The organism is Paraburkholderia jirisanensis, assembly GCF_054782355.1.
The window spans coordinates 1199103-1222221 of sequence record NZ_BAAGSQ010000026.1; the positions used below are offsets into that span (position 1 = coordinate 1199103).

At 64.4% G+C, this 23119-nt stretch carries 27 protein-coding genes; 10 read left to right on the plus strand and 17 right to left on the minus strand.

What is annotated here, in order from left to right:
* Positions 1-93 precede the first annotated feature (93 nt).
* Positions 94-729: a cupin domain-containing protein gene (locus tag ACYVNQ_RS21690; RefSeq protein ID WP_460904644.1), complete on the plus strand. Its 636-nt coding sequence runs from the start codon at positions 94-96 to the stop codon at positions 727-729.
* On the opposite strand, the gene ACYVNQ_RS21695 is transcribed toward ACYVNQ_RS21690, so the two are convergent.
* The 7 genes from ACYVNQ_RS21695 to ACYVNQ_RS21725 all read right to left on the minus strand — a co-directional run bounded on the left by ACYVNQ_RS21695 (position 714) and on the right by ACYVNQ_RS21725 (position 6645).
* The gene (locus ACYVNQ_RS21695; protein ID WP_460904645.1) at positions 714-1682 is read right to left on the minus strand and encodes a TIGR03571 family LLM class oxidoreductase; all 969 of its coding nucleotides are present in this window, start codon (positions 1680-1682) and stop codon (positions 714-716) included. The genes ACYVNQ_RS21690 and ACYVNQ_RS21695 overlap by 16 nt on opposite strands.
* Positions 1683-1883: 201 nt before the next feature.
* Complete coding sequence (locus tag ACYVNQ_RS21700) at positions 1884-2579, minus strand: Rossmann-fold NAD(P)-binding domain-containing protein (RefSeq protein WP_460904646.1); 696 nt, start codon at positions 2577-2579, stop codon at positions 1884-1886.
* Between the two features lie 27 nt (positions 2580-2606).
* Positions 2607-3473, minus strand: coding sequence for an SDR family NAD(P)-dependent oxidoreductase (locus ACYVNQ_RS21705; RefSeq protein WP_460904647.1), 867 nt, complete (start codon positions 3471-3473; stop codon positions 2607-2609).
* Between the two features lie 78 nt (positions 3474-3551).
* The gene (locus ACYVNQ_RS21710) at positions 3552-4124 is read right to left on the minus strand and encodes a TetR/AcrR family transcriptional regulator (RefSeq protein ID WP_460904648.1); all 573 of its coding nucleotides are present in this window, start codon (positions 4122-4124) and stop codon (positions 3552-3554) included.
* An 89-nt stretch (positions 4125-4213) separates the two neighbouring features.
* Positions 4214-5110, minus strand: a complete 897-nt coding sequence (locus ACYVNQ_RS21715) for a LysR family transcriptional regulator (RefSeq protein ID WP_460904649.1) — start codon at positions 5108-5110, stop codon at positions 4214-4216.
* Positions 5111-5449: 339 nt separating this feature from the next.
* Positions 5450-5863: a response regulator transcription factor gene (locus ACYVNQ_RS21720; protein ID WP_460904650.1), complete on the minus strand. Its 414-nt coding sequence runs from the start codon at positions 5861-5863 to the stop codon at positions 5450-5452.
* A gap of 131 nt (positions 5864-5994) precedes the next feature.
* Complete coding sequence (locus tag ACYVNQ_RS21725; protein WP_460904652.1) at positions 5995-6645, minus strand: response regulator transcription factor; 651 nt, start codon at positions 6643-6645, stop codon at positions 5995-5997.
* Between the two features lie 203 nt (positions 6646-6848).
* Between ACYVNQ_RS21725 and ACYVNQ_RS21730 the strand changes: the two genes are divergently transcribed.
* From ACYVNQ_RS21730 to ACYVNQ_RS21740, 3 genes are all read left to right on the plus strand, one after another.
* A complete protein-coding gene (locus ACYVNQ_RS21730; RefSeq protein WP_460904653.1) occupies positions 6849-9332 on the plus strand; it encodes a PAS domain-containing sensor histidine kinase in 2484 nt (827 codons plus the stop codon).
* A gap of 187 nt (positions 9333-9519) precedes the next feature.
* On the plus strand, positions 9520-10473 hold the full coding sequence (locus tag ACYVNQ_RS21735; protein WP_460904654.1) for a helix-turn-helix transcriptional regulator: 954 nt from the start codon (positions 9520-9522) through the stop codon (positions 10471-10473).
* Between the two features lie 246 nt (positions 10474-10719).
* A complete protein-coding gene (locus ACYVNQ_RS21740; protein ID WP_460904656.1) occupies positions 10720-11091 on the plus strand; it encodes a DUF3331 domain-containing protein in 372 nt (123 codons plus the stop codon).
* Positions 11092-11219: 128 nt separating this feature from the next.
* On the opposite strand, the gene ACYVNQ_RS21745 is transcribed toward ACYVNQ_RS21740, so the two are convergent.
* The 3 genes from ACYVNQ_RS21745 to ACYVNQ_RS21755 form a co-directional block, all read right to left on the minus strand.
* The gene (locus ACYVNQ_RS21745; protein WP_460904657.1) at positions 11220-11552 is read right to left on the minus strand and encodes a hypothetical protein; all 333 of its coding nucleotides are present in this window, start codon (positions 11550-11552) and stop codon (positions 11220-11222) included.
* 185 nt (positions 11553-11737) lie between these two features.
* The gene (locus tag ACYVNQ_RS21750) at positions 11738-11986 is read right to left on the minus strand and encodes a hypothetical protein (RefSeq protein WP_460904658.1); all 249 of its coding nucleotides are present in this window, start codon (positions 11984-11986) and stop codon (positions 11738-11740) included.
* Positions 11987-12192: 206 nt separating this feature from the next.
* On the minus strand, positions 12193-12411 hold the full coding sequence (locus tag ACYVNQ_RS21755; RefSeq protein ID WP_460904659.1) for a hypothetical protein: 219 nt from the start codon (positions 12409-12411) through the stop codon (positions 12193-12195).
* A gap of 425 nt (positions 12412-12836) precedes the next feature.
* Here ACYVNQ_RS21755 and ACYVNQ_RS21760 point away from each other — a divergent pair, with 425 nt between their 5' ends.
* Both ACYVNQ_RS21760 and ACYVNQ_RS21765 read left to right on the plus strand, forming a co-directional pair.
* On the plus strand, positions 12837-13232 hold the full coding sequence (locus tag ACYVNQ_RS21760) for a hypothetical protein (RefSeq protein WP_460904660.1): 396 nt from the start codon (positions 12837-12839) through the stop codon (positions 13230-13232).
* Positions 13233-13503: 271 nt separating this feature from the next.
* Positions 13504-14412, plus strand: coding sequence for a LysR family transcriptional regulator (locus ACYVNQ_RS21765; protein WP_460904661.1), 909 nt, complete (start codon positions 13504-13506; stop codon positions 14410-14412).
* Positions 14413-14485: 73 nt separating this feature from the next.
* Here the strand turns inward: ACYVNQ_RS21765 and ACYVNQ_RS21770 are convergent, their stop codons facing one another.
* The 4 genes from ACYVNQ_RS21770 to ACYVNQ_RS21785 all read right to left on the minus strand — a co-directional run bounded on the left by ACYVNQ_RS21770 (position 14486) and on the right by ACYVNQ_RS21785 (position 18481).
* Complete coding sequence (locus ACYVNQ_RS21770; protein WP_460904663.1) at positions 14486-15286, minus strand: DUF4410 domain-containing protein; 801 nt, start codon at positions 15284-15286, stop codon at positions 14486-14488.
* A gap of 265 nt (positions 15287-15551) precedes the next feature.
* Positions 15552-15716 (minus strand): FmdB family zinc ribbon protein, encoded by a 165-nt coding sequence (locus tag ACYVNQ_RS21775; RefSeq protein WP_460904664.1) that lies wholly within the window; start codon positions 15714-15716, stop codon positions 15552-15554.
* Positions 15717-15905: 189 nt separating this feature from the next.
* Positions 15906-16820, minus strand: a complete 915-nt coding sequence (locus tag ACYVNQ_RS21780) for an amidohydrolase family protein (RefSeq protein ID WP_460904982.1) — start codon at positions 16818-16820, stop codon at positions 15906-15908.
* A gap of 290 nt (positions 16821-17110) precedes the next feature.
* Positions 17111-18481 carry an MFS transporter gene (locus ACYVNQ_RS21785; RefSeq protein WP_460904665.1) on the minus strand — a complete coding sequence of 457 codons (1371 nt, stop codon included), beginning with the start codon at positions 18479-18481 and terminating at the stop codon, positions 17111-17113.
* Positions 18482-18655: 174 nt separating this feature from the next.
* Between ACYVNQ_RS21785 and ACYVNQ_RS21790 the strand changes: the two genes are divergently transcribed.
* The gene (locus ACYVNQ_RS21790; RefSeq protein ID WP_460904666.1) at positions 18656-19549 is read left to right on the plus strand and encodes a LysR family transcriptional regulator; all 894 of its coding nucleotides are present in this window, start codon (positions 18656-18658) and stop codon (positions 19547-19549) included.
* Between the two features lie 195 nt (positions 19550-19744).
* Here the strand turns inward: ACYVNQ_RS21790 and ACYVNQ_RS21795 are convergent, their stop codons facing one another.
* Positions 19745-20317 carry a DUF1349 domain-containing protein gene (locus tag ACYVNQ_RS21795; protein ID WP_460904667.1) on the minus strand — a complete coding sequence of 191 codons (573 nt, stop codon included), beginning with the start codon at positions 20315-20317 and terminating at the stop codon, positions 19745-19747.
* Between the two features lie 220 nt (positions 20318-20537).
* Here ACYVNQ_RS21795 and ACYVNQ_RS21800 point away from each other — a divergent pair, with 220 nt between their 5' ends.
* Positions 20538-20690: a DUF6496 domain-containing protein gene (locus tag ACYVNQ_RS21800; RefSeq protein WP_460904668.1), complete on the plus strand. Its 153-nt coding sequence runs from the start codon at positions 20538-20540 to the stop codon at positions 20688-20690.
* Between the two features lie 70 nt (positions 20691-20760).
* Here the strand turns inward: ACYVNQ_RS21800 and ACYVNQ_RS21805 are convergent, their stop codons facing one another.
* Positions 20761-21171, minus strand: coding sequence for a GFA family protein (locus ACYVNQ_RS21805; RefSeq protein ID WP_460904669.1), 411 nt, complete (start codon positions 21169-21171; stop codon positions 20761-20763).
* Positions 21172-21535: 364 nt separating this feature from the next.
* Here ACYVNQ_RS21805 and ACYVNQ_RS21810 point away from each other — a divergent pair, with 364 nt between their 5' ends.
* Positions 21536-21730: a hypothetical protein gene (locus ACYVNQ_RS21810; RefSeq protein WP_460904670.1), complete on the plus strand. Its 195-nt coding sequence runs from the start codon at positions 21536-21538 to the stop codon at positions 21728-21730.
* Between the two features lie 68 nt (positions 21731-21798).
* The gene (gene phaP, locus ACYVNQ_RS21815) at positions 21799-22335 is read left to right on the plus strand and encodes a TIGR01841 family phasin (RefSeq protein ID WP_460904671.1); all 537 of its coding nucleotides are present in this window, start codon (positions 21799-21801) and stop codon (positions 22333-22335) included.
* A gap of 161 nt (positions 22336-22496) precedes the next feature.
* On the opposite strand, the gene ACYVNQ_RS21820 is transcribed toward phaP, so the two are convergent.
* Positions 22497-23078, minus strand: coding sequence for a TetR/AcrR family transcriptional regulator (locus ACYVNQ_RS21820; RefSeq protein WP_460904672.1), 582 nt, complete (start codon positions 23076-23078; stop codon positions 22497-22499).
* Between the last annotated feature and the right edge of the window lie 41 nt (positions 23079-23119).

A 23119-nucleotide genomic window follows, 5' to 3' on the forward strand; every position in this document is an offset into this window, starting at 1 on the left:
CGAATGCACGTGCCGATGCACTGCCGCGCTGCCATATGCGCGCGATTGATTTCGTCTAAGCTGAACCAACCCGAGCGAGCACGGAGAACTTCGATGACGGACAGCAAGCGCCGACACGTCAGTGCGGCAGGTGCCGCAGGCGGATTGCTACCAGCGGCATTCAGCGAAGCTGTGGACGCTGCGGCAACCGGTCATGCACCGGTACAGCCCGAAACCCTTAGCTTCGCACCCAACGGCTGGATTCCGAACAACCCGCGCTTGCCCGTGCTGATCTATCGCGCGGCTGTGCCGCTCGATGCGCGTGACCCCGCAGCGCGTTTCGAAGCAGCGTTCTCGCGCAACGGCTGGCCGCCGCTGTGGCGCAATGGCGTCTACAGCTTTCATCACTTCCATCCAGCTACGCATGAAGTGCTTGGCTTCGCCAGTGGCAGCGCGCGACTCGTGCTCGGCGGTCCCGTGCCGGTTGGCCGCGAAGTGACCGTGCAGGCAGGCGACGTCGTCGTGCTGCCGGCGGGCACCGGTCATTGCAAGCTGGAAGCGACCGCGGATTTTCTGGTGGTGGGTGCGTATCCGCCGGATCAGGACACCGGCATCAGCCGCGTCAGCTTATCGGCCGAAGGGTTGCAGAAAATGCGGCAGGTGGGGTTTCCTGCGTCGGATCCGTTGGGCGGGCACGATGGGCCGCTGGTGCGTTTGTGGCGCGTCGATATCGATCACGCGTCGCGATGAAATTCCGGCAGCACGTATCGCGCGAGTTCTTCGATCGCCTCGCGTGGCGCACGCTCCGATGCCGGCAAATTGAACGACACGTGATGCATGCCTTGCTCGCGCATCGCCTGCAGCAGCGCGATGAGTGCGTGCCGTCCGGTCCGGTAGCCGAGCGTGACGGGCGTCGCGGGTTCGTCCGGATCGGCACCTAGCTCGAGCCGTAGTGCCGCGCCGAATGCGCGAAACGCGCCCGGCGCAGCGCGCCCGACGGCCGCGCGCCACATGCTGTGCCGCGCCTGCTGTGCGTCCGGCTCGCGGTGGTAGGTCATCCAGCCGAGCGCATGACGCGCGATCCAGTCGACGCTTTGACCGCCTGAGCCGACCGCCAGCATCGGCACTGGAAGCGGCGGCTGCGGCAACAGCGAAAACTCCGGCGCGCCGTCTGGCGCTTCATCCGGAATCACGCGCGGCTGCGGCGCGAGCGCGGCGGCTACCGTTTCCCAGTGGCGCCGATACAACTCGCGACGAGCGTCGCCGTCTGCGCCGAACGCTGCGTATTCGGGCGGCCGGTCGCCCGAGCCGAGGCCGAGAATGAAGCGGCCGCGCGATAGTGTCTGTACCGAGATCGCCGCCTTGGCGATATGCAGCGGATGCCGCAACGTCAGCACGATCGCGCCGCTTATCAGCGCGATCTGCCGCGTGTGCGTTGCGAGCGCGCCGAGCAGTACCCACGGGTCGAGATGTCCAACCGGATCGGGATAGTCGGCGCTGTTGAGCGGCACGTCGCGAACCCACAGCGCGCGAAAGCCAAGCGAATCGGCATGGCGTGCGAGCTCGATCTGTTCGTTGAAGTCCGCGACGATTTGCCCAGCGGGCAGCAGCGGCAATGTGAGACCGATCGACAGTTGATCGGCGCGGAACACGCGCGCTTCAATCGGTTCGTGCGGCGCGAACGGGGCTTCGTGAACGGGCATCGCGGAGTTGGGCGAGTTGGGCGGAGGTGCATCGAACCTGGGCGGCGGTCGATGTCTGGCGATGGTAGCACCGTGTTGTGCGCGGTGACGGCAGCTTGCGGCACGGCTACTGAGTCAAGGGCTAACGTCGCCGACCGCCGACCGCCGACCGCCGACCGCCGACCGCCGACCGCTCACCGCTCACCGCTCACCGCTCACCGCTCACGCAAGCGCTGCCGTCCGATGCGCTGCCGCGCGACACACCGCACGAATATCGTGCGTCTCGAGCACCGCCCGATCGATCCCTTCACGCGCCAGCGCCAGCATCGCGATACCGATATCCTCGGTCGATAGCACGTGGTTCGGCAGCAGCAGGCGCAGCGGCGTCAGCAGCGGCTTGGCGAGCGCGTAGAACACGCGATACGCACGCGTCTTCGAGCGCGCGCCATGGAGCGGCTGGATCACGCCCGGCCGGAACAGATACACCGCCTTGAACGGCAGACGCCGCAGCGCATTCTCAGTGCGTCCCTTCACACGCGCCCACATCGTCGAGTCCTGTTCGGTGCTGTCGGTGCCGGCGCCGCTCACATAGATGAACGTCATACGCGGATTAAGGCGCGCGAGCGTTTGCGCGGCGGCGAGCGTCGCGTCGTACGTGAGCCGCGTATAGTCCGCTTCGCGCATTCCCGCCGACGACACGCCGAGACAAAAGAAGCACGCATCGAAGCCCATCAGCGAGCCTTCGATCGACCGGTAGTCGTTGAAGTCGCGATGCATCACTTCGTACAGACGCGGATCGAGCTGGCCACTCGGCGTGCGCCCGACCGTCTGCACGTATTCGACGTCCGGTGCGCGCAGGCATTCGCGCAGGACGCCCTGGCCGACCATCCCGGTCGCGCCGAACATCAGGATACGCATGGTGTTCCTCCTCGTTGCTTCAGCGGGTTACGGGTGCGCCGGCAATGCGGGTTCTGCCGCATCGGACGCAAAGCCGGTCGACAGGCTGACCTCGCGCCAGCGCTGTGCCTGCTCGCTGCGCACATTTTCCACCGCGCCGCAGTAATGCAGTGCATCGGCACCGAGCAGCAGATGCGGCGGCAACGCATCGTGATAGGCGAGCCGCACGATCAATTTCGCGACTTTCGCCGGGTCGCTGGTTTCCTGGCCGACATGTTGCTTCAGCAACTGCAGCAGCGCGCCGACCGACGGTTCATAGTCTGCGAGCAATTCCGGTACCGCGCGGCCGGCTTCGTGACCCCAACCGGTCTTCATGCCGCCGGGCTCGAGCGCTGTGATGTGCACGCCGAACGGCGCAAGCTCGTCGCGCAACACCTCGGTGAAGCCACCGACCGCCCACTTCGCTGCCTGGTAGGCGGCGAGCCCAGCGGTACCGATGCGTCCGCCGACCGACGAAATCTGGAAAATGTGCCCTGCGCGCTGCCGGCGTAGTACCGGTAGCGCCGCGCGCGTCACATTGACGACGCCGTAGAAATTGGTGTCGATCTGCTCGCGGAAATCGTCCTCGGAGGTTTGCTCGAACGGCGCGATGTGGCCGTACCCCGCATTATTGACAACCACGTCCAGTTTGCCGAATGAATCGAGTGCAACCTGCACTGCACGTTGTGCCGCGTCGGCATCTGTCACGTCGAGCGAGACGGTGCGCAGTTGTTTGCCGTACTGCGCGCTCAGTTCGACAAGCGCGCCCGGATCGCGCGCGCCGGCCACGACCTGTTCCCCAGCGGCGAGCGCCGCTTCGACGATCGCGCGCCCGAGACCACGCGCACTGCCAGTAACCAGCCAGACTTTAGCCATTGCAGAAACTCCTGTTTTAGTACGTTATGAATGTGTACTCACTCATTTAAAGCGTCGAAAAAAAGCGCGATTCCATCATCACGCTTTGGAGATCGCGTTCCAGAATGCGTCGAAGCCCGCGCTGCGGTAACGGTCCGCATGGCCCGGGTCGCGCATCATGAAGTCCATCGTCGTTTCCGCGAGTGCGCCCATGATCGCCGATACGAAGGCCGGTGGATGATCGCGCAGCACGCCTTTCGCAATGCTTTCCTGCACCAGCAGATTGACGTCCGCGAAGGCTTGCATGCCCGCGTGCTTCGCCTGTTCGGAGACGCGCTCGGATACCCCGAGCTGGACCATCGCGCGGCGCTTCGCGGGCTGCGCGACGCCCCAGTCGACATATTTCATCCACACGTGGCGCGCGCGCGCCTGCAGCGTGCCGGCCTTCGGATACTGCGCCATCATCACCTCGCGCAATTCGCCCTTGATCTCGAGGTACAACTGGTTGAGCAATTCGTCTTTGGTGTCGAAGTATGTGAACAGCGTGCCTTCCGCGACCCCCGCGAGCTTCGCGATGCGCGCGGTAGGCGCCGCCACGCCTTGCTCGGCGATCACTTCGAGCGCGGCGGCAAGAATGGCGTTGCGTTTGTCTTCGCTGCGTGGACGGGCCATGGACGAGTTGGGCAGGGTATTAATGAGTGCGGGCTCAATAATAACCCGGCAGTGGAATCATGTGCAAGCAGCCAGATGGCATGCGATTTTCACGCACCGCGCCGGTTCGCTTCAACCACGAAATCGACGAAGCGCCGCACGCGCGACGGCATCTGTGTGCGCTGCGGGTAGTACATGAACACGCTGAGCCGCGCGCTCGATAGTTGCGGTAACAACCCAATCAAGCTGCCGTCGTCGAGTTCCTGCTGGATCATGTAAGCCTGCAATTGCCCGATGCCGATGCCGCGGCGTACCGCTTCGATTTCGGTGTTCACGTCGTTGAAGGTCGCGACCGCGGGCACTTCCTGATAGACGATCGTGCCGTCCTTCGCGAACTCCCACGGCACCGTCTTGCCGGTATTCGGGTGGCGAAAGCCGGTGCAACGGTGCTTGAGCAATTGTGCGAGGGTGGCCGGTTCGCCATGCTCGGCGAGGTAGGCGGGCGCGGCACAGATCACGAGTTGCACGTCGCGCAGCCGACGCGCAACCACATTGCGTTCGGCAGACGTGCCTACCCGAAAGCCGACGTCGATGCGCGCTTCGACGAGATCCGTATTGCGGTCTTCAAGCAGCACGTCGAAACGCGCCGACGGATGCTGCTGCTGGAATGCGCGAATCAGCGGCACCAGTAACTTCGCGCCGAGCGATGGCGGCGCGACCACACGTATCAGGCCACCCGCTTCCTCGCGGCTCGCGTGGACCTGTTCAAGCGCATCGTCGAGCATACGCATGCCGGGGTCGGCCAGCTCGAACAGACGCTTGCCCTCGTCGGTCATGCTGAGCTTGCGCGTCGTGCGATGCAGCAGTCGCACGTTCAGGTGCGCTTCGAGCTGGCGCACCGATTTGCTCATCGCCTGCGGCGTGAGGCCCGCCTCGATGGCGGCGCGGCTGAAGCTTCCCGCACGCGCCACCGCGAGAAAGAGGGTCAACGCACGGGTTCTGTCCACGGCGGTTTGTGGTTGTCGAGCCGGATTGAAATGGCTGCCAGTCTAACCGAATCGCAAGCCTACGTCGGCGTATCGAAATCGCACGGATAACTGATGAATTTCAGTGAAGGCCGATTGCGCGGCCGCGCCGGTATCGATGGCGCGCCGCAGATATCGAACAAGCCTCATGCGGATTTGAGAATGACGCACACACGTTATATCCCGGGCGGCCAGGGCGCCTCGACAAACGCATGCGAGACACGCGAGCTTGTTTGCCCGATCGCGAACGCTTACGTTTATACGAATGTATAGCGGCCGCTTCACATTACACGGCATGCGGCGCCGCGTAACACGGTGCGGCTACTCGTGCTCTTCCGGCGCGCACTCGTCGCACGCACTGCCGCGGATTGCGCGATCGATGCAGGAGAGAATCGTGTTGCCGTCGACCGGCTTGGTCAGAAAGCACGTGGCGCCATTCGCCCGCGCGACGCTGCGCAACGCGTGGTCTGGAAACGCGGTGATGAACACCATCGGGATCGGCCGCTGCATCTCGCGTAAGGTGGCTTGCAGTTCGACACCGTTCATGCCGGGCAACTGCATGTCGGAGATCACGCAGGCGGTGCGGTCGATGTATTCGGACGCAAGAAACGCTTCCACTGAGATGAAAGTGCAGCTTTGCACGCCGAAGGACCGGAGAAGGTTAGCGGTGGCGAGGCGTACCGACTCGTCGTCGTCGATGATCGACACGACCTGAAAGGGAAGCAAACTCGGCATTGCGAACCTGGATCACAAAATAAAGCCGTTGCAGAGGCAACGGTTGATCACAGGTTACCGGAGGCACCCGAGTTCACAACTATATATAGGTATAAGGAACGGGCAGCGTGCGTGCGCCGCAGCGCGGCGCGTTACGCGTGCTCTTCGCGGATTTTCAACATCACCGCCTGATGCAGCAGATCGGCAAGCGTGCGCGCGCCCATCTTTTTCATCGCCTGGCCGCGATGGACCTTGACGGTGATTTCGCTCAAGCCCAGTTCCGCTGCGATCTGCTTGTTGAGCAGGCCTTTGGCGACCAGCGTCATCACCTGCTGCTCGCGCGACGACAGTGTCTGGAAGCGTTGCTTGAGTTGTAATAGCGACTTCTGCGCTTCACGGCGTGTGCGGTCGCCGTTCACCGCGCGCGTGACCGCATCGAGCAGATCCTGGTCGCGAAACGGTTTGGTGAGGAAATCGACGGCGCCGGCTTTCATGGCCTGAACCGTCATCGGGATGTCGCCGTAGCCGGTCATAAAGATGATCGGCAGTTCGACGCCGGCGCGTGCCAGCTCGTTCTGCACCGCGAGCCCGCTGTCCGCTTTCAGGCGCACGTCGAGCACGATACACGCGGGTGCCTCGGGCCATTGGGCGGTCATCAGGCCCTGGGCCGATGCGAAGGCCTCGACTTGCATGCCGACCGAGCGCAGCAGATTCACCAGGGCGTTGCGAAACGAATCGTCGTCGTCGACGACGAAGACGACAGGTTCATCGTCACGGCCGGAATCGTACGGGACATGGTCCATAATTGATCGGGCAAGTCGCGGCGCCGTTGCTGCACGGACGCCCCGTCTGCGGCTCTTGCCGCATGTTGTGGGAAAGAAACAGGCGAAAACTGACAACTGCATTATCTTCGCATGTTCTGAGCGTCACGCGCAGCAAAGGATGCCCATGCGATGCGACTTCCAGCCGATTTTGCCGCTATGCCCGATAAAGTTAAGGCGCTGATATGTCTGATCTGAACCGCCGCCCCGCCGTGGGCGCCGATTCGACTGAAGCTCGTACGGCGGCTGCGGTTCAACCCGGGCCTGCCGAGGCAGAGCCCACAGCGGGGGCCGCAATAGAATCGACCGCAGAGTCCGCTGCGGGACCCGGCCCCAGCCACGGCAGTTCCACCGCGCAGACCTTCCCGAACCGCCCCTCGCCCGGCGGCGCGCGGGGCGCACAGCGCCGCGCCCGCGCCGCCAATCTGCGCGCGGCTGAGGCCGCGCCGAGCTCCAGCCGGACGCGCCTATGGCGCATCGGCAGCGCGCTGGCGATCGCGCTGGCGATCTTCGCGGTCGACGCACTCACCACCTTCGATATCGCAGTCGCGGTGCTCTACGTGGTGGTTATCCTGGTTGCTGCGCCGGTCTGTTCGCAGCGCAGCGTGCTGGCACTGTGCTGCACGCTGATGCTGCTTACCGTCACCGCGTTCATGATGTCGCACGGCAGTACCTATCTGCCCGCGCCGGTCGGGCGCTGCATCGTCAGTCTCGCGGCGATCGGCATCACCGGTTTTCTGACGCTGAAGAACATGGCGGCCACCGAGGTGCTGCGCGAGCAGGTGCTGCTGCTCGACCTGACCAGCGACGCGATCGTCGCGTTCGACATGCAGCGCGTGATCGGTTACTGGAACCGCGGCGCGCAGGCGCTATACGGTTTCACGGCCGAAGAAGCGCTTGGCCGCGCGACGCACGACCTGGTGCAGACCAGGTTTCCGGTGCCGCTCGCGCAGATCGAGGCGCAACTGCTGCGCACCGGCCGCTGGGAAGGCGAACTCACGCAATCCCGGCGCGACGGCAGCCAGGTGGATGTCGCGAGCCGCTGGTCGCTGCGGCGCGACACCCAGGGCCAGCCGATGTCAGTGCTGGTCACGAACAACGACATCACGCAGCGCAAGCGGATGGAGCGCGAGATCGAGCGGCAGCAGCAGGAGATCCGCGCGGCGATCGACGCGATTCCGGCCATGGTATGGATCGCGTCGACCGATGGCGGCACGATGTTCGTCAATGAGCGCTGGTCGGAGCTGAACCTTGCGCTCGACGAGAGCGGTTCGAACTGGTTCGAGTTCGTGCATCCGGACGACCTGCCACAGTTGCGGCACGACTGGTTGCGCGCGCTCGAAAGCGGCGGCGCGTTCGAAAACGAATCGCGCATCCGGCGCGGCGACGGCTCGTATCGCTGGATGCTGCTGCGCGCCGCGCCGTTCACCAGCGAAGACGGCCAGATCGTGCGCTGGTATGGTGCAAACGCCGACATCGAAGAACGCCGGCGTGCGGCCGAAGCGCTGGCGCGTAGCGAGTCCTTTCTGGCCGAAGCGGAAACCCTGAGCCAGACCGGCAGCATCGGCTTTGCGCTGCCGGACTTCAACATGTTCTGGTCGAAGCAGGCTTACCGGATCTTCGAATATCCGGAGTCGCTCGAGCCATCGCTCGAGCGCATGCTCGCCCGTGTGCATCCCGACGATCACGCGCGCGTCGCCGCGCTGCTGCAAATGGCGGCGACCGACTTGCACGACATCGATGTCGAATATCGGCTGCAGATGCCCGGCGACGTGGTCAGGCAGGTGCATCTGGTCGCGCATGCAATCGACACCGGCGAGGCGTACGGCTATCGTGGCGCATTGATGGACGTGACCGAGGCGCGCAACGTGCAGGATGCGTTGCACCGTTCGCTTGCCGAGCTCGCGCACGTCACGCGCATCACGACGCTCGGCGAATTGAGCGCATCGATCGCGCATGAAGTCAGCCAGCCGATTGCCGCCATCATGACTAACGCCGAAGCCGGCCTGCGCTGGCTGGAACGCGATCCGCCGCAGATGGGCGAAGTACGTGAAGCGCTGCAGAACATGTTGCGCGACGCGCAACGCGCAGGCGGGATCGTGCAGCGCATCCGCGCGCTGGCGAAGAAGAGCGTGCCAAATCGTGTTCCGTTCGACCTCAATGCATTGATCGAGGAATCGGTGGTGCTGGTGCAGCGCGAGATCGGCGTGCATGCCGTCACCCTCGATCTGCAACTCGCAGCCGGCAGCCTGACGATCGTCGGCGATCGCGTGCAACTGCAGCAGGTGGTGATCAACCTGATAATGAACGCGATCCAGGCAATGGCCGGCACGCTCGGTGTGCCACGCCGGCTGACGGTGCGTTCCGCCTGCGAGGTACGCGGCGTACAGGACGGCAACGAAGTGCGCGAGGCGCGCGTGAGCGTGGCCGATAGCGGGCCCGGAATTGCCGAAACCGACTTGCAGCGCCTGTTCCAGCCGTTCTTCACGACACGCGAGGACGGCATGGGCATGGGCTTGTCGATTTGCCGATCGATCGTCGAATCACACGGCGGCAGGATTCGTGCTTATGCTCGTGAAGGGCAGGGTGCGACGCTGAGTTTCGTGCTGCCAGGTTGCGCGCCCGATCCGGCGGCGAGTAGCGGTATTCCCGCAGGGATACCCGCGTAACCCCTGCTTCCGTTGCGTCGAATGGTACCAAAGTATAGGTAGATGACACCTATACACCGTTGCAGGGAACCTTTGTACGATAGAGCGCCACGCTTTTCTCCACTACCTTTGAGCATACAGCGCCGCGATGAGCAAAGCGTCGTCCGGCCAATGCATTCGAAGCATCGGAGAGCAAGGAGCGTGGGTCATGCAAACGTCATCTTTTCGCGGTAGCGACATGCTATCCGCGGATCTTCTCAAGTCCTACATACGCAATGAAGATGCGTGGCGGCTGCCGGCGCAAACCGACCATGCAGCCGATGGCGCGCGCGCGGGTCTGAAGCTCGCGCGCTGGAGCCAGAGCGGTGCGGATCCGGCCGAGGTATCGGCGGTTGCGGGCGACGGCATCTATACGGTGGGCGTGTGCCTGCGCTCGACCGACATCACGTTTCTGCACGACGGCCGGCTCGGCTACGAAGGCCGCATGATGCCCGGCATGTTCCAGGTGACGGCGCCAGGGCATGCGGCGCGCGCGGTGTTTCATTCGTCATGCGACGTGTTGCATCTGTTCGTGCCGCAGACCGTGCTCGATACGTGCCATCGCGAAGCGATGGGCGTCGAGCCTGCTTCGAGCGTGATGATCGAAGACCCGTCGGTGAGCCGCGATCCGTGCATCGAGCGTCTGAGCCAGGCGTTGCTGTTCGCCGACGAGAGCTTTACGTCGTTTGGTCAGATGTACGTCGACAGCATCAACCTCGCGCTGGTGAGCCGCCTGCTCGAACTGCGGCTGCGCGTGCCGCTGCAGCCCGCTCAGGAGCGGCGCTCGGCGCTGCCGAAGTGGCGCCTCAAGCGCGCCGTCGAATATATCGATGCACATCTGGCCGACTCGATCGGTCTCGAAGATGTGGCGCAGGCCGCCGGCCTCACCCGTATGCACTTCGCCGCGCAGTTCCGTGCGGCGACCGGGCTGCGGCCGCATGAGTACCTGCTGCGGCGGCGCATCGAATGCGCGCAGCAGCTGCTCGCCGACGACGAGTATTCGCTGCTCGACGCCGCGCAACTGGCGGGCTTCCGCTCGCAGGCGCACTTCACGACGGTATTCAAGCGGGTCGTCGGCTCGACGCCCAAGCGCTGGAGGGACAACCAGCATGCTGACGCATGAGGTCCGTCACTGCGGTGCAGAGCGCGGTCCGCCCGCCGCCGCGCGTGCGGTTTTGCGCGCCTGACGCAGTGTCGCGCGCACGTTGCCGGTGTTTCCTGTGCACCGGTGCGAAGGCGGCGACCCGCGAAAAAGGCCTGCCGTCCCTTTCCTTCCGATCAGACCCGACACGCCGCCGCCACGCGGCCGCCCCTCAGGAGCATTGAAATGTCAGACGTTGCTACTCGTTGTGACGCTTGGTCCCAGACGTTGGTTCTTCTGTCTTCGTTGTCGACCAAAGCCTCCGGCCGGGTGCGCGCGCCGCGTACGCGCTGCGGCGGCGCCAAGGGGCAGGCCGGCTCGTGCACCGGCACGGCGCGGCTGGTCGAGCGGGTGGGCGAGCGTCTGCTGACGGTCAGCTGGAGCGACCCGACCTCGTGCTGCTATCCGGACCAGCCGTGGGTGATCGCGATCGCGCGCCGCGACGGCGTGTGCGCGCTGAGCGGAGCGACGATCTCCTACGGCGACACGATCTTCCGGCCGCGCGCGGCCAAGCTGATGCCGACCAATTCGCAGGCGATGATGCTGGCCAGCGCGGTGAATACGTTGATGCCGGCGCCGCCGCCTGGGTGCTGGATGTAAATCGATTGCGTGAGCCGCGGTATCAGGCCGCGCGGCGCGCACGATCGCAGCACGATGATGCTGCGATCGTGCGCGCCGTGTCTGTTTAGGGGGGAGGTGGACCCGCGTCAGCGGGCGCTGCGCGCGAGTCAGGTCCAGTGCTTGAAGTCTTCGAAGCGGATCGAGTGCACTACACCGGGCGCGCGTTCGTGCGCGGCGCGCACGTCCCGGCGAATCGTCGCGGAGTCGCGCGATTGCCATACCGATGCGGCCGGCATCTGCTGCCCGGCGAGTGCAGCATCGCGCGCATCCGTCACCTGTTCGATCGCGAGCGTTTCCAGCGGCAATTGCGCTGCGTTGCCCACCTTGTCGAGCGCATCGGCGAGCCCTGCCGGCACACCCGTGTAGACGCTGATCGACAGACAGCCGGCCGCGCTGATCAGCAGTGCGCGTCGAACCCAGGCGGACGGGTGTGTTTGCATGATGCGCTCCAGCAGACGGACCCGAACCGCCGGCGTGGTGTGCGCCGCGCTTGCCGAAGCCGTTTTCATGCTTTCAGTATGGTCCGCACGCCGATTCGGGTTTTGCAGTCCAGCACGATTGCTTTGAGTTTTGCACCGGGCGGCTCGCCGCACATCACGGCAACGCGCGGCAAGCCGCGGCGCGCTCATGCCGCAAGCGCGTGCAAGCACAGCGTCGGCCGCGCGTCGTGCGGCGGAAACACGTGCCAGCAACGGTCCTCGTGCCGGAAGAAGAACATGCCGCGCGGGCCTTCCGGCGTATGTGTTTCGACGTAGATGAAGCGGGCGCGCTGGCGCGGCATGCGGCCTGAGCGGATCACGCGTACGTGCAATACGGTTGCCGGCGCGAGCCACTTGTCGACGAGCAGATGCAAGGATGTCGCGCTGCTGTTCATGAAGGCCTCCGTCCGTCAGTCGCACTGGCCGCCGCAACTGCGCCGGCGCCGGGCCGGCAAGGCAGAACAGCGATGGCGATGACTTCAGCGTAGGGCGTCAACGTAAATATGACAGTTAATGCTTTTGTTGTTTACGATAGCCTGTAGTGTATGGATGGCCGTCGCTGCGTGTTGCGAACCCGTTGCACGCGCAGCGCGACTGCGCTTTAGCGATCCTCGGTTTGCGCCGACTCACAGGGGCGAGGTTCGGCGTCGCCCGGTGCCGCGGGTAAATCCTCGCAGCGCACCTGTGCTTCGATCAACGCGCGCGCAAACTTGACCAGTGCCGCAACCGTGCCGTGCACGCTGTGGTATTCGGCGTTGCCGATCCGCGCGTCCAGCACGACCTGCATGCCGGCGTCCTTCGCCATCTTCAGAATGTCCATATCCGTCTCCGCTGCGGGCCGCGCCATCGAGACAGACGCGCCCGATGCGCAACTGCGTGAACAGCCCACCTATGCATCGTGCCTCTGCGCGGTGCGGCGCCGTTGCGCAAACGAAGGGGTGGTTTCGAAAATGCCGTGCCGCCTCGCAGGTTTTTTCGGCGTCGCGCAGCATGGCGCTGTGCTGGTCCGACGAAAGCGGATGTGTGCTCTTTTGTGCTGCGCACAGATGTTTATGCTGAACCTGCCGCGGGTTTACCTACCACGTCGTCGGCCCTGATTGCCGTGCGAATCGTGAAGACCTTGTACAGGTGAAAAAGCGCGGCAGGCTATCTCGTCTTACTGTGATGCGCATGGGATCCACACAGAAGGTCCTACGATCGCGAGCTGCAATGCGCGCGTTAGCAAAATAATCTGGAGGCGCTGTCATGATTCTGACTTTGAATGACGATGGCCATCGCAGCGCGACTCCGTTGCTGAAGGCGGCGTTGGGTGCGGTGCTGGTCTGCTCGCTGATCGAAGCGCCGTTTGAGGTGGCCGCTTCATCGAGCGGCGCGCAGGCCGTTGCGGTGGTGTGCTCGAAACTGCTGTTGGCGCTGCTGATTTTTTTCGCGTGTGGCCGCTCTTCGCTGGCGCGTCTGATCGCGCTGTTTGTGTGCGGCGCGAGTGTGCTGGCGGTGGTGCCGGCGTTGCCCGGCGAATTCCGCTACGACCAGATCGCGTTCGTGCTGTCGGCCGCCGAGTGCACGCTGAAGTCGCTCGCGATCGTCGCGCTGCTGCGCCACTCGGGGCTGGCGGCATGGGGCCGCTGGCAGCGTTCATAAGCGCGTGCGGCGGTCCGGCGCAATGCCGGATGTCGGTCCGATCCGTCAGATTCCGTTAGATCTTCAGTTCCTTCCCTCCAGCACTCGCAGGCGCCCGTATCAGGGCGCGCGCCGTGGCGAGTGAGATTTTTATTGCCCTAGCGTAAGATCTTGCGTTGTACGAGAGTTGATTTCCCTCCGCCTTGGTCGGGCGCGAGGAATTTTCGTCGAGTATCCCGCATTTCCCGATTAATACCTGCGTTTAGCGCGAATTCACAATAGGGCACGATAAATGGACCGCTTGGAGGCAATGGAGATATTCACGCGCGTGGTCGAAGCGAACAGCTTTTCTAAAGTATCGGAATCGCTCGACTTGCCGCGTGCCAAGGTCAGCAGAACCATCCAGGCGCTCGAAGAACATGTCGGTGTGCGGCTGTTGAACCGCTCGACGCGCCAGGTGAATGTGACCGAAGACGGTGCGCTGTTTTACGAGCGCTGCGTACGTATTCTCGCCGACGTCTCCGATGCGGAGTCGTCGCTGTCGAGCAAGCGCGAGACGCCGGCTGGCACGATCCGCTGCGATACGTCGGGCACGCTGGCGCGCGCGCTGTTGTTGCCGGCGCTCGACGATTTCTACGCGAAGTTTCCGCAGATCGACCTGCGTCTCGGGCTAGCCGATCGCAACATTGATTTGATCCAGGATGGCGTCGATTGCGTGATCCGCATGGGGCATCTGGAAGAATCGAGCCTCGTGGCGCGCCGCATCGGCAATGCGCGCCTGGTTACCTGCGCAGCGCCGGCGTATCTCGCTGAACACGGCACGCCGAAAAACCTCGAACAGCTCGCCGAGCATCGCGCAGTCAACTATATTTCCGCGCGCACCGGCAAGACGTTTCCGTTCGAATACCTGGTGAATGGCGAGACCGTGAAGGTGCAGATGAAGGGTGTGCTTGGCGTCAACGACGGCAGCGTCTATATCGGCGCCTCGGTGCTCGGGCACGGCATCATTCAGCCGTCGCGCTACATGGTGACCGACCTGATCGAGAAAGGCGTGTTGACGGAAATCCTCAGCGACTACGAGAGCCCGTCTACACCGCTGTCGATCATCTATCCGCATCGCCGCAATCTGAGCTCGCGGCTGCGTGCGTTTACCGGTTGGGTCAATGAACTGGCACAAGGCAATCCGGACCTGAACGGCTGAGCGTGCGGCAAAGGTAGGGAGAGCGGCGCGGCGCATGGGTCGGTTGCGCCCGCCGCTCTATCGCAGCGCCGCGTTACCTGACCACGCTGCCCGACAACCAGCCTTGCGATACGCCGATTTGCGCAATCTGCTTCGCGATTGAATCGCCGAGCCGCTTTGCGTCCTGCGATACGGTGTCGTGCTTCGTTTCGCCGACCGCATGCAGGCTGCCGCCCATCGCCGCTGACGTGGCGACGTGGCCGGCCGCCGCGCCCACACCCGCCGTTTCGACCACACCGGGCATCTTCCCGCTATCCGCATTCGCGTCGAAGCTCTGCACCAGCGTCACGTCGCCGCCGGCCGGCTTGTACAGGATCTGCACGGTGGTGCCCACGTCGCTCTTGCCGGCGCCCAGACCAATCAAGGTGCGGCGGCGGCGATTGCCGGCATCGATCGTATCGAAGTTGCCTTGCACCAGCAGCACGTTCTGGCCGGCGGGCGGCGGCACGTCCGAACGGATCGCGCGCAAGCCCATCGACTGCAGCTTATGGACGATTTCGTTGGCGACTTCCTCGCTCGCCTCGGTGGCATCCGCCGACTGCTGCGAGGCCGACGTGTCGCCGGTGAAGCGTGTCATCAGCTTGTGGGCGACGCCGCCGTTATCGAGCTTCACGTCGTTCGCGTTGCTTGCGAACGTGTACACGTAGATGTTGTCCGGACGCACTTGCTGGGTGGCGGTGGTCGCGGTCGGTGCGATGTTCTGGCTGGCATTCGCGACGTTGGTGATGCCGCTTGCGCAGCCGGTCAGCAGAATGCTGCTGAACAGTAGCGCGGCCGATGCATGACGTGCGGTTTTGCGGCCGACAGACTTGAAGGTGTTGAGCGAGTTGAACATGGCTGACCCTGTGCTTGAGAGTTGGTACGTATCGTCCGACGATTCGGCGATGTCACGGTTGCGTGACTCGCCTGTTTCTGTTGGGCTTTACGCTTCACAAGGCCGGCACGCGAAGCGAGTATGGTCGACGCGCGGCGCACAGGCTATCGAGCAATTATGTCGCGCTATGTCAGGGGCGCGAGAGTCTTGATGGGTAAGGCTTTGAGCCGTGCTCGCGGGGGTCTGCCGCAGGCTCTGCCGAGGGGACTTTGTGTGTGCCTTTGCGTCAGCTTTTGCGAGAGGTGTGCGCGACGAATGGTGTCGGCATGTGCTGCACTTTTTCGCTACCGCATTTCGGGCAGGGCGGCTGGGCGCTCTGGTGTTCGGTCAGGTGTTCAGTGTGCTCGAACTTCTCGCCGCAGCTTTCGCAGCGGTATTCGTAGGTAGGCATGGCAAACCTCCGCAACGTGAGTTGGGCAGATGACGGCGCGCGCGGAGAGAGGCGGCGAGGTGCCGTGCGCGGCACTGGGTAAATTGATTCTAGTGCGCAAATCGCGTGTGCAAGTGCAGTGTGCGGGGTGCGACAGAAAAGGGTGGATCGGCCAGGGTTCCGTCGCGTTGCAGGCTGCTCTGGCCGTCATCAGTGCGCGCTCGTGAAGCGATATAAGGCTTGCGCCGAGCTCTTGAGGATCGTGTCGCGCGCTGCAGCATCGGGCACCCAGCGCTCGAGCGCGCGACGCGTCGCGTCGTAGTCGACCCACGGTCGATGTTGTGTATGCGGCCAGTCGCTGCCCCACAGCAGCCGGGCCGGCGAGAATGCGGCGAGCAGCGGCGCGGCGAGGTGTGCGCCAGATTCGGCGCCGTCGCCCGTTCCGGCGGGGGCGTTGCGGTACGCGCCGGACAGTTTGACCCAGACGCGCTGGGTCGGCGCCGTCGTCAGCAGGAAGCGAAAGCCCGCATCGCGTTCGCCGAGGTCGGGCGCGGGCCGGCCGAAGTGGTCGACGACCACCGTGCAATCCTGCTCCAGCAGTGCGCCGAGCAGCGCCGGCAGCGCAGCCGCTTCGCGATGCACTTCGACATGCCAGCGCAGCGCGTTTACGCGTGCGAGCAGATGCCGCCACTCGGGCTGCGTGAGATCCGGGTTCGGCAGGCCGACCAGATTCAGCCGCATGCCAACCACACCCGCTTGCGCGAGTGCATCGAGCGCAGCGTCGGTGATGCCGGGCTCGATCACGGCGACGCCGCGAAAGCGCGCAGGGTAGCGCCGCAGCACGTCGACGAAAAAGCGGTTGTCGGTGCCGAGAAAGCTCGGCTGCACGAGCACCGCGTGCGACAGGCCGTTGGGCTGCAGGTAACCGGCGAATTGCTCGACGGTTGCGTCGTAGTCGGGTGCATGGCGCCGTTGCGCGGCGAGCGGCAGGCCGCGTATGAATACGTGCGCGTGGGTATCGACGGCGATCAGCGGCGGATGGGGCGCGTCGAGCCAATCATGCAGCGTGCGGGTGGGCGCAGCAGCGTTGGCATGCGGTGCCGGAGCGGAGTCCGGCTGCTGCAGTTCGGGATGGCTCGAGCCGGATGCGATCGCTTTGCTGTTCATGAGTTGAGAAGGTTGATGGGTTCGACGAGCCGCGCGGCTACGGGCTGTCGGCGGTTGGTGGTTGGCGGCTGGACAGCGTGCTTCCGTGCGCCGCGTACCGTCAGCGGTGCGAGCTGCGCGTTCACTTGTGCCTGTGCCTGTGCCTGTGGCTGTGCGCCTGAGCTGCGTGCCTGACGCTGTGTGGTACGCGTGGCCATGTGCGTGTAGCTTTGCTTGCCGTGGTGGCTGCACGGAGTGCATCAATTGCGTCACATGCGCTGTGCCTGCGCGGTTTTGCCGTTCGCATCGACGTTTGTTTCGCCGCTACGCTTGCCTTCGTCAGCCGCGCCCGCGGCAATACGCCGGCCGCGCGTTTCGGGCAACATCAGCGCGGCCAGCACGACGAGCCCATACGCGATGCCCGCGTCGATGCCGAGCGCCGAGCCGATCGGCATCGAGTTGCCCATATGGCCTACCAGCACCGGAAAGCCCGCCGCGACGATGCGTCCGAAGTTGTAGCAAAAGCCGACACCGGTGCCGCGTACGCCTTGTGGGTACAGCTCGTTGAACAGCGCACCGAGCGTCGCCGGAATGCCGGCGGAGAACAGGCCGAGCGGAAACGACAGGGCCAGCATCGCGCTATCGCCGATCGGCAGGAACACGTACAGGTTGACCGTCACGGCGCAGCACACCGCGAACAGGATCAGGTTCTTGCGGCGGCCGATCCGGTCCTGCAGCCACGCGCTGACAAAGCAGCCGCAGATGAATGCGACGATCACCATCGCCAGATAGCCGCCGGTGCCAAGCACCGACAGATGCCGTTCGGTCTTCAGATAGGTCGGCAGCCATGTCGTGATCGCGTGATAGCCGCCGTGCGCGCCGAGACCGATCAACCCGCCGACGAGGGTGGTGCGTAGCACCGAGCGGTCGAAGATGCTGACGACCGGCTGCGCTGTTGCGTCCCGCTGTGTGCCCCGCTGTGTGCCCGGTTGTGCGCCCGGCTGTGTGCCCGGCTGTGTGCCCGGCTGTGCGCCCGCTTGCGCACCTGGCTCGCGCGCCGGTTCCGGCACGTTGCGGCGCACGTACAGCACCAGCAGCGCCGGCACCGCACCCAGCGCGAACAGCACACGCCACGCCCATTCCGGCGACACGTACGAGAACACCACCGCGTACAGCAGCACCGCGCCGGCCCAGCCGAAGCCCCACGCGCTTTGCACGATGCCCAGCGCCTTGCCGCGATGTCTGGCGCGGATCGTCTCGCTGAGCAGGACCGAGCCGGCGGTCCATTCGCCGCCGAAGCCGAGCCCTTGCAGCGATTTAAGCACCAGCAACTGCTCGAAGTTCTGCGCGAAGGCGCTCAGCAGCGTGAACAGCGAAAACCACAGCACGGTGATCTGCAACGCGCGCACGCGGCCGAAGCGGTCCGACAGCATGCCGGCGAACAGACCGCCCAGCGCGCCCGCCACCAGCGTCGCGCCGCCGATCAGGCCGGCCTGGCCTTTGCCGATGCCGAAGCTCGCGATCAGTGTCGGGATCACCAGGCTGAAGGCCTGCGTGTCGACCGCATCGAGGGCCCAGCCGCCGAAGCAGCTCCATAACGTGCGCTTCTCGATCGGCGAGATTTCCCGATACCAGTTCATTGCGGTCTCCATTGTTGTGCGGCCGTGTATTTGCGCGAGCGCGGGCCTGCCGTGGTTCGAAACGTCGCACGCGGCATGCAGGCTGCCGCGCGGCGCTTCCCATGAAAAGGCATTCTAGGGACTCGATGGATAGCGTTGTATTATGAAATCAATCAATATTCATCACACATTGATATGGAAACTCGCAGTCTCCGCTATTTCCTGGCGATCGCCGACGCCGGCAGCGTGACCCGCGCCGCCGAGCGGCTCGGCGTCGCACAGCCGGCGTTGAGCCAGGCGCTGACGCGTATGGAAAAGGAGTGGGGCGTCAAACTCTTCGAGCGCAGCCGGCGCGGGGCGGCGCTGACGCCAGCCGGCCTCGCGATCGTCGACGACCTGCGGCTGTCGGTCGCGCGCATCGACGCGGCCGCGCTGCGCGCTCGCGCGATCGGCGCGGAGCGCGCCGGGCGGCTGGCGATCGGCTTCGCGTCGGCGGCGCTGTTCGGCGTGCTGCCGCGCACGATCGCGGCGTTACGCGAAGACGTGCCGGGCGTCGAACTGGTGCTGCGCGAGATGAGCAACGCCGAGCAGGTGAACGCGCTCGAGAAGGGCGAGATCGACCTTGGCCTGCTGCATACGCCGGTGGCAGTGGGTGGTCGGATGAAGGAAAAGCTGATTGCGCGCGAGCGGCTGCTAGCGGTGCTGCCTGCTTCCTTCGCGCACGACGGCGACGCGCCGCTGGCGCTGCGCGATCTCGCGCCGCACGGGTTGGTGTGGTTTCCTCACGATCATCTACCGGTGATCCGCGCGGGAATTCTGAGCGCATTTCGCCAGGCCGGCTGCGACGTCGAAATCGTGCAGGACGCGAACCGCTCGCTGACGGTGCTCGCGTGCGTGGCCGCGGGCTGCGGCGTGTCGCTGCTGCCGCGCTCGGTGCGCACGCTGCAGTTCAGCGGTGTGCGGCTGCGCGAAATCGTCGACGGGGATACGCTGCCGCGCTTCGAACTGAGCGCGATCTGGCCGGCTCGCGCGCGGCCGACACTGGCGGACCGCTTTGCGGAATTGATCCGGCCGTATGAGGCGGACTAGGCGGCGGGCGGAGCCTCGACCATACGTGGCGCGGATTGGCGTGGATCGGCGCGGACTAGCTCGAGCTCGCGGCGCCGGGCAAGGGGTCGCGCGCCGCGATGTAACAATGCCGGTCGCGGCGTCGCCGCGCAGCGCAACGAGGCGTGCACGGACACCCTGCCTACAGGGCCGCGGAAAGCCTGTCGCGCGATGCCCTTACGTGAGGTCGTGCAGTGCCTTACCGTTCGGTGCGCCAACGCGGAATTCGCTGAATTCGACCGCAAGACCGCCGCGCTCCGGCGTGCAACAGATCGGCCCGACGAAGTAGCTCGCAGCGTGCGGAAACGGCGCGAGCCGCAGTAGCGGCCAATGTTTGCCATCGGTCGAGTATTGCAGGCGCAGTACGCGTTGCGTGACGCTCGCACGTATCCAGAAGCCGGCGGCGTCGATCCGCGAGCCGATCGCCCAGTCGGATTGGCCGACGCTCAGCACGCTGCTGAGCAGCAGCACGCCGTCGGTGAATTCGACCCCGGCCTTTACCCATTGCGTGTCGTCGATGCGTACCATCAGCCCGGCCTGGTCGTACAAGGTCTCGAAGCGGCCGTCGATGCGCACCTGCGCGCTGAAGTCGCCGGCCGTGCGCACGCCATAGCAATGTCCGGAATCGCGTGTAAAGCCGTAATGCGTTTCGCGCCAGAAGTCGGTGGCGCGATCTGTGATCACGTGCAGGCGGTTGTCATCGAGTGTCCACTGCGCGGGTTCATTCAGCCATTCGCCTTTATCGAACACGGTTGTCTCCTGTGTGGGATGCCGTGGCACGGCGATCCCGATGCAAACCGACTGGAATAGCAACGGGTACAGCAGATGCTGAATGCGCATTGCGTCGACTGTGTCCGGCGCGATGCGAAACAGCTGAGTACGCTATGCGCGTTGCTTTGCATCGATCCGCCGGCCGGCGCACCAGGCCACACTGTACCAACCCGCGCGCGTTGCGCGACAGGAGCACATCATGCCGCTGAAACGAGGAACCTCGAAGCAAACCGTCAGTGACAACATCAAGACGGAGAAGCGCCATGGCAAGCCGCAGAAACAGGCCGTGGCAATTGCGCTGAACCAGGCGCGCAAGTCAGGCGCCAGGATTCCACGCAAAAGCGACAAGTGACCGGTAAGGCGCGACGTGGCGCGCCGCCCGCGCGCGACGTCGCCGTGCAGTGTGAGCCGGCGCGCGCGGCTCAACTGCGGTCCTGCGCAAACTCGGTACGCACGCCGCGCGGCAACCACGGCTCGCGGCGGCTGCACCATAACTCGTAGCTCGGCTCGTACACGCCGGTGCGATCGAATGCGCCTAACGGCACGTCGATCTCGGGCTCGTCGCCGTACTCCATGAACGCAGTCGATCCGCAGACTGGGCAAAAGTGGCGGCGGCCCAATTCGGAGCTGCGCCATACCTGGGTTGTACCGGAGAAGTGCACGTCGTCGCGCGCGAATACGGCATACGTGCCGAATGCGGAGCCGTGAATGCGGCGGCACGTCATGCAATGACAGATGCCCACGCGCCGCGGCGCGGCAGACGTGCGAAACCGCACGGCACCGCATGCGCAACCGCCTTGCTGAACTTCAGTTGTATGCGCTAGCTGTTCCATATGTCACCTCCATGTCAAACACGGCTGTCAGTTCAGCAAAGCTTGGGCCGCCCGATGCGCATGTGGTGCATGCGCTTAAGATCGATTGGAATGCAAACTAAATCGGTAAGCGCCTAATGCGCGGTGGAGGGAGGAATTGCCGATCACACTTAAAATCGCATGCAAGACTTCCCGGCACTTTGCGGCTACACAAAAAAATCGGTAAAGCAGGACGCATACTGATTGAAATAAGTGTGATGCCGCATTAGGATGGGGTCCCCGTCGAGGTGCAACGCCTTGAGCAAGCACGGGGAATAGTCAGATTAAACCGCTGCTGCGCTTCTCACAAGGAAGCGGGCCGCCGTTCGCAAATCAGGAGACATGTATGCTCAGTCCACATGAGTTCGCTACGCTCATGCTTGTCAAGCATGCCGAACAAACTGCCGACTTCGATCAGTCGGACCTTCGCACGCTGCTCGACCGGAAGCTGGTCGAATTCGACGCCGCAGGCGTAACCCAGCCACCGCGCGTGACCGATCGCGGTCATGCATTGCTGGCTCGGCTTCACGTAATGCGCTAGCGCTGCGGCGCAACCTGAAACTTTTCCGGGGGTTTCGTCAGATGAGTTATTTTTCGACCGAGCAGCTTATGCAAACTCAGCAGGCCAATACCGACGCGCTGTACCGTTTCGCTACTGGCTGGTTTAGCAGTGTCGAGAAGGTCGTGCAATTGAATATGCAAACTGCAAGAGCGTCGCTCGAGGCCAGTGAGGCGCGTTGGCTCAATGCGCTGTCCGGCAAGGGCCCACTTGCGTTTTTCGAGCCGCCTCCGGGTGTGCCGCCGTTTGCCGAGCGGGTTGCCGCTTACCATCGGCAGCTCTTTGGGATCTGGATGAACGCGCAGGCGGCGCTGGCGGAGCAGGCCGGCGCACAGTATCAGCAGCAGGCGCACAAGGTGCAGACCGGCATCGACGACGCAGCGAAAAGTGGTCCCGCCGGTTCGGAAGCCGCGGTGGCGGCCTTGCATTCAATGATCAGCGCGACCAACTCGTGGTACGACACGCTGTACAAGACCGCCCGTCAGGCTGTAGAAACGGCGGAGTCGGGTATGAACGTCGTGGCGGGTGCGGCGCAGCGCGCGCAGGCAAGCGCAACCGCAACGCATGCGGCAGGCGGTCGTAAGTAGGAAGCAGGTAGATCGCACGCACGCCGCGCCACGCACTGCGCGATGGGTGCTCAATGCAGTATTCCGGACGCGATCCCCGCGTCCGGCGATTTTCTGGCCCGCTGTACAAGCGGGTCTCTTTTTTTGCCTGTTGCGCGGCGCCGTGCCGCGCAACGGCGGAACTAGCGCTTGGGCGTCAGCGCGTCGACCAGGGCGGCGGCGGTTTGCTTCAGGCGCTTCGTGTCGTCGGACACGCGCTCCATCACCGCGATGCCGCGCGTCATCGTCACGATGATGCTGGCTGCCTGTTGCGGCGGCACCGACAGCTGCGCGCGTGCTTCCTTCGTGTTCAGCACGTCGAGCAACGCGGCTTCGAGCTCGTCCAGCATGCCCTGTACGGCTTCGCGCAGGCGCGGTGCTTCCGCATCCACCTCGATGGCGGTCTTGGTAGACAGGCAGCCGCGTGCGGGCGAGCCTTGCGTGATCGAGCGGATGGCGAACGCGAAGAACGCATTCAATGCATCGCGCAGATCGGCCTTGTCGAGCGCCTTGCGCGCATCGGCAATGAAACGCCCCGTGTAGCGCTCGAACACGCGGACGAAAATTTCTTCCTTGTCGCCATACGCGTTGTACAACGAGCCGCGCTGCACGCCGGTGGCCTCGGCCAGATCGAGCATCGACGTTGCGCGAAAGCCTTTGCGCCAGAAAACATCTAGTGCCTGTGTAAAGGCGCTGTCTTCATCGAATTGCCGAACTCCCGCCATGACTGGGCCTCTTCGTAGAAAGTCTGGGTGGCGTATTTTGA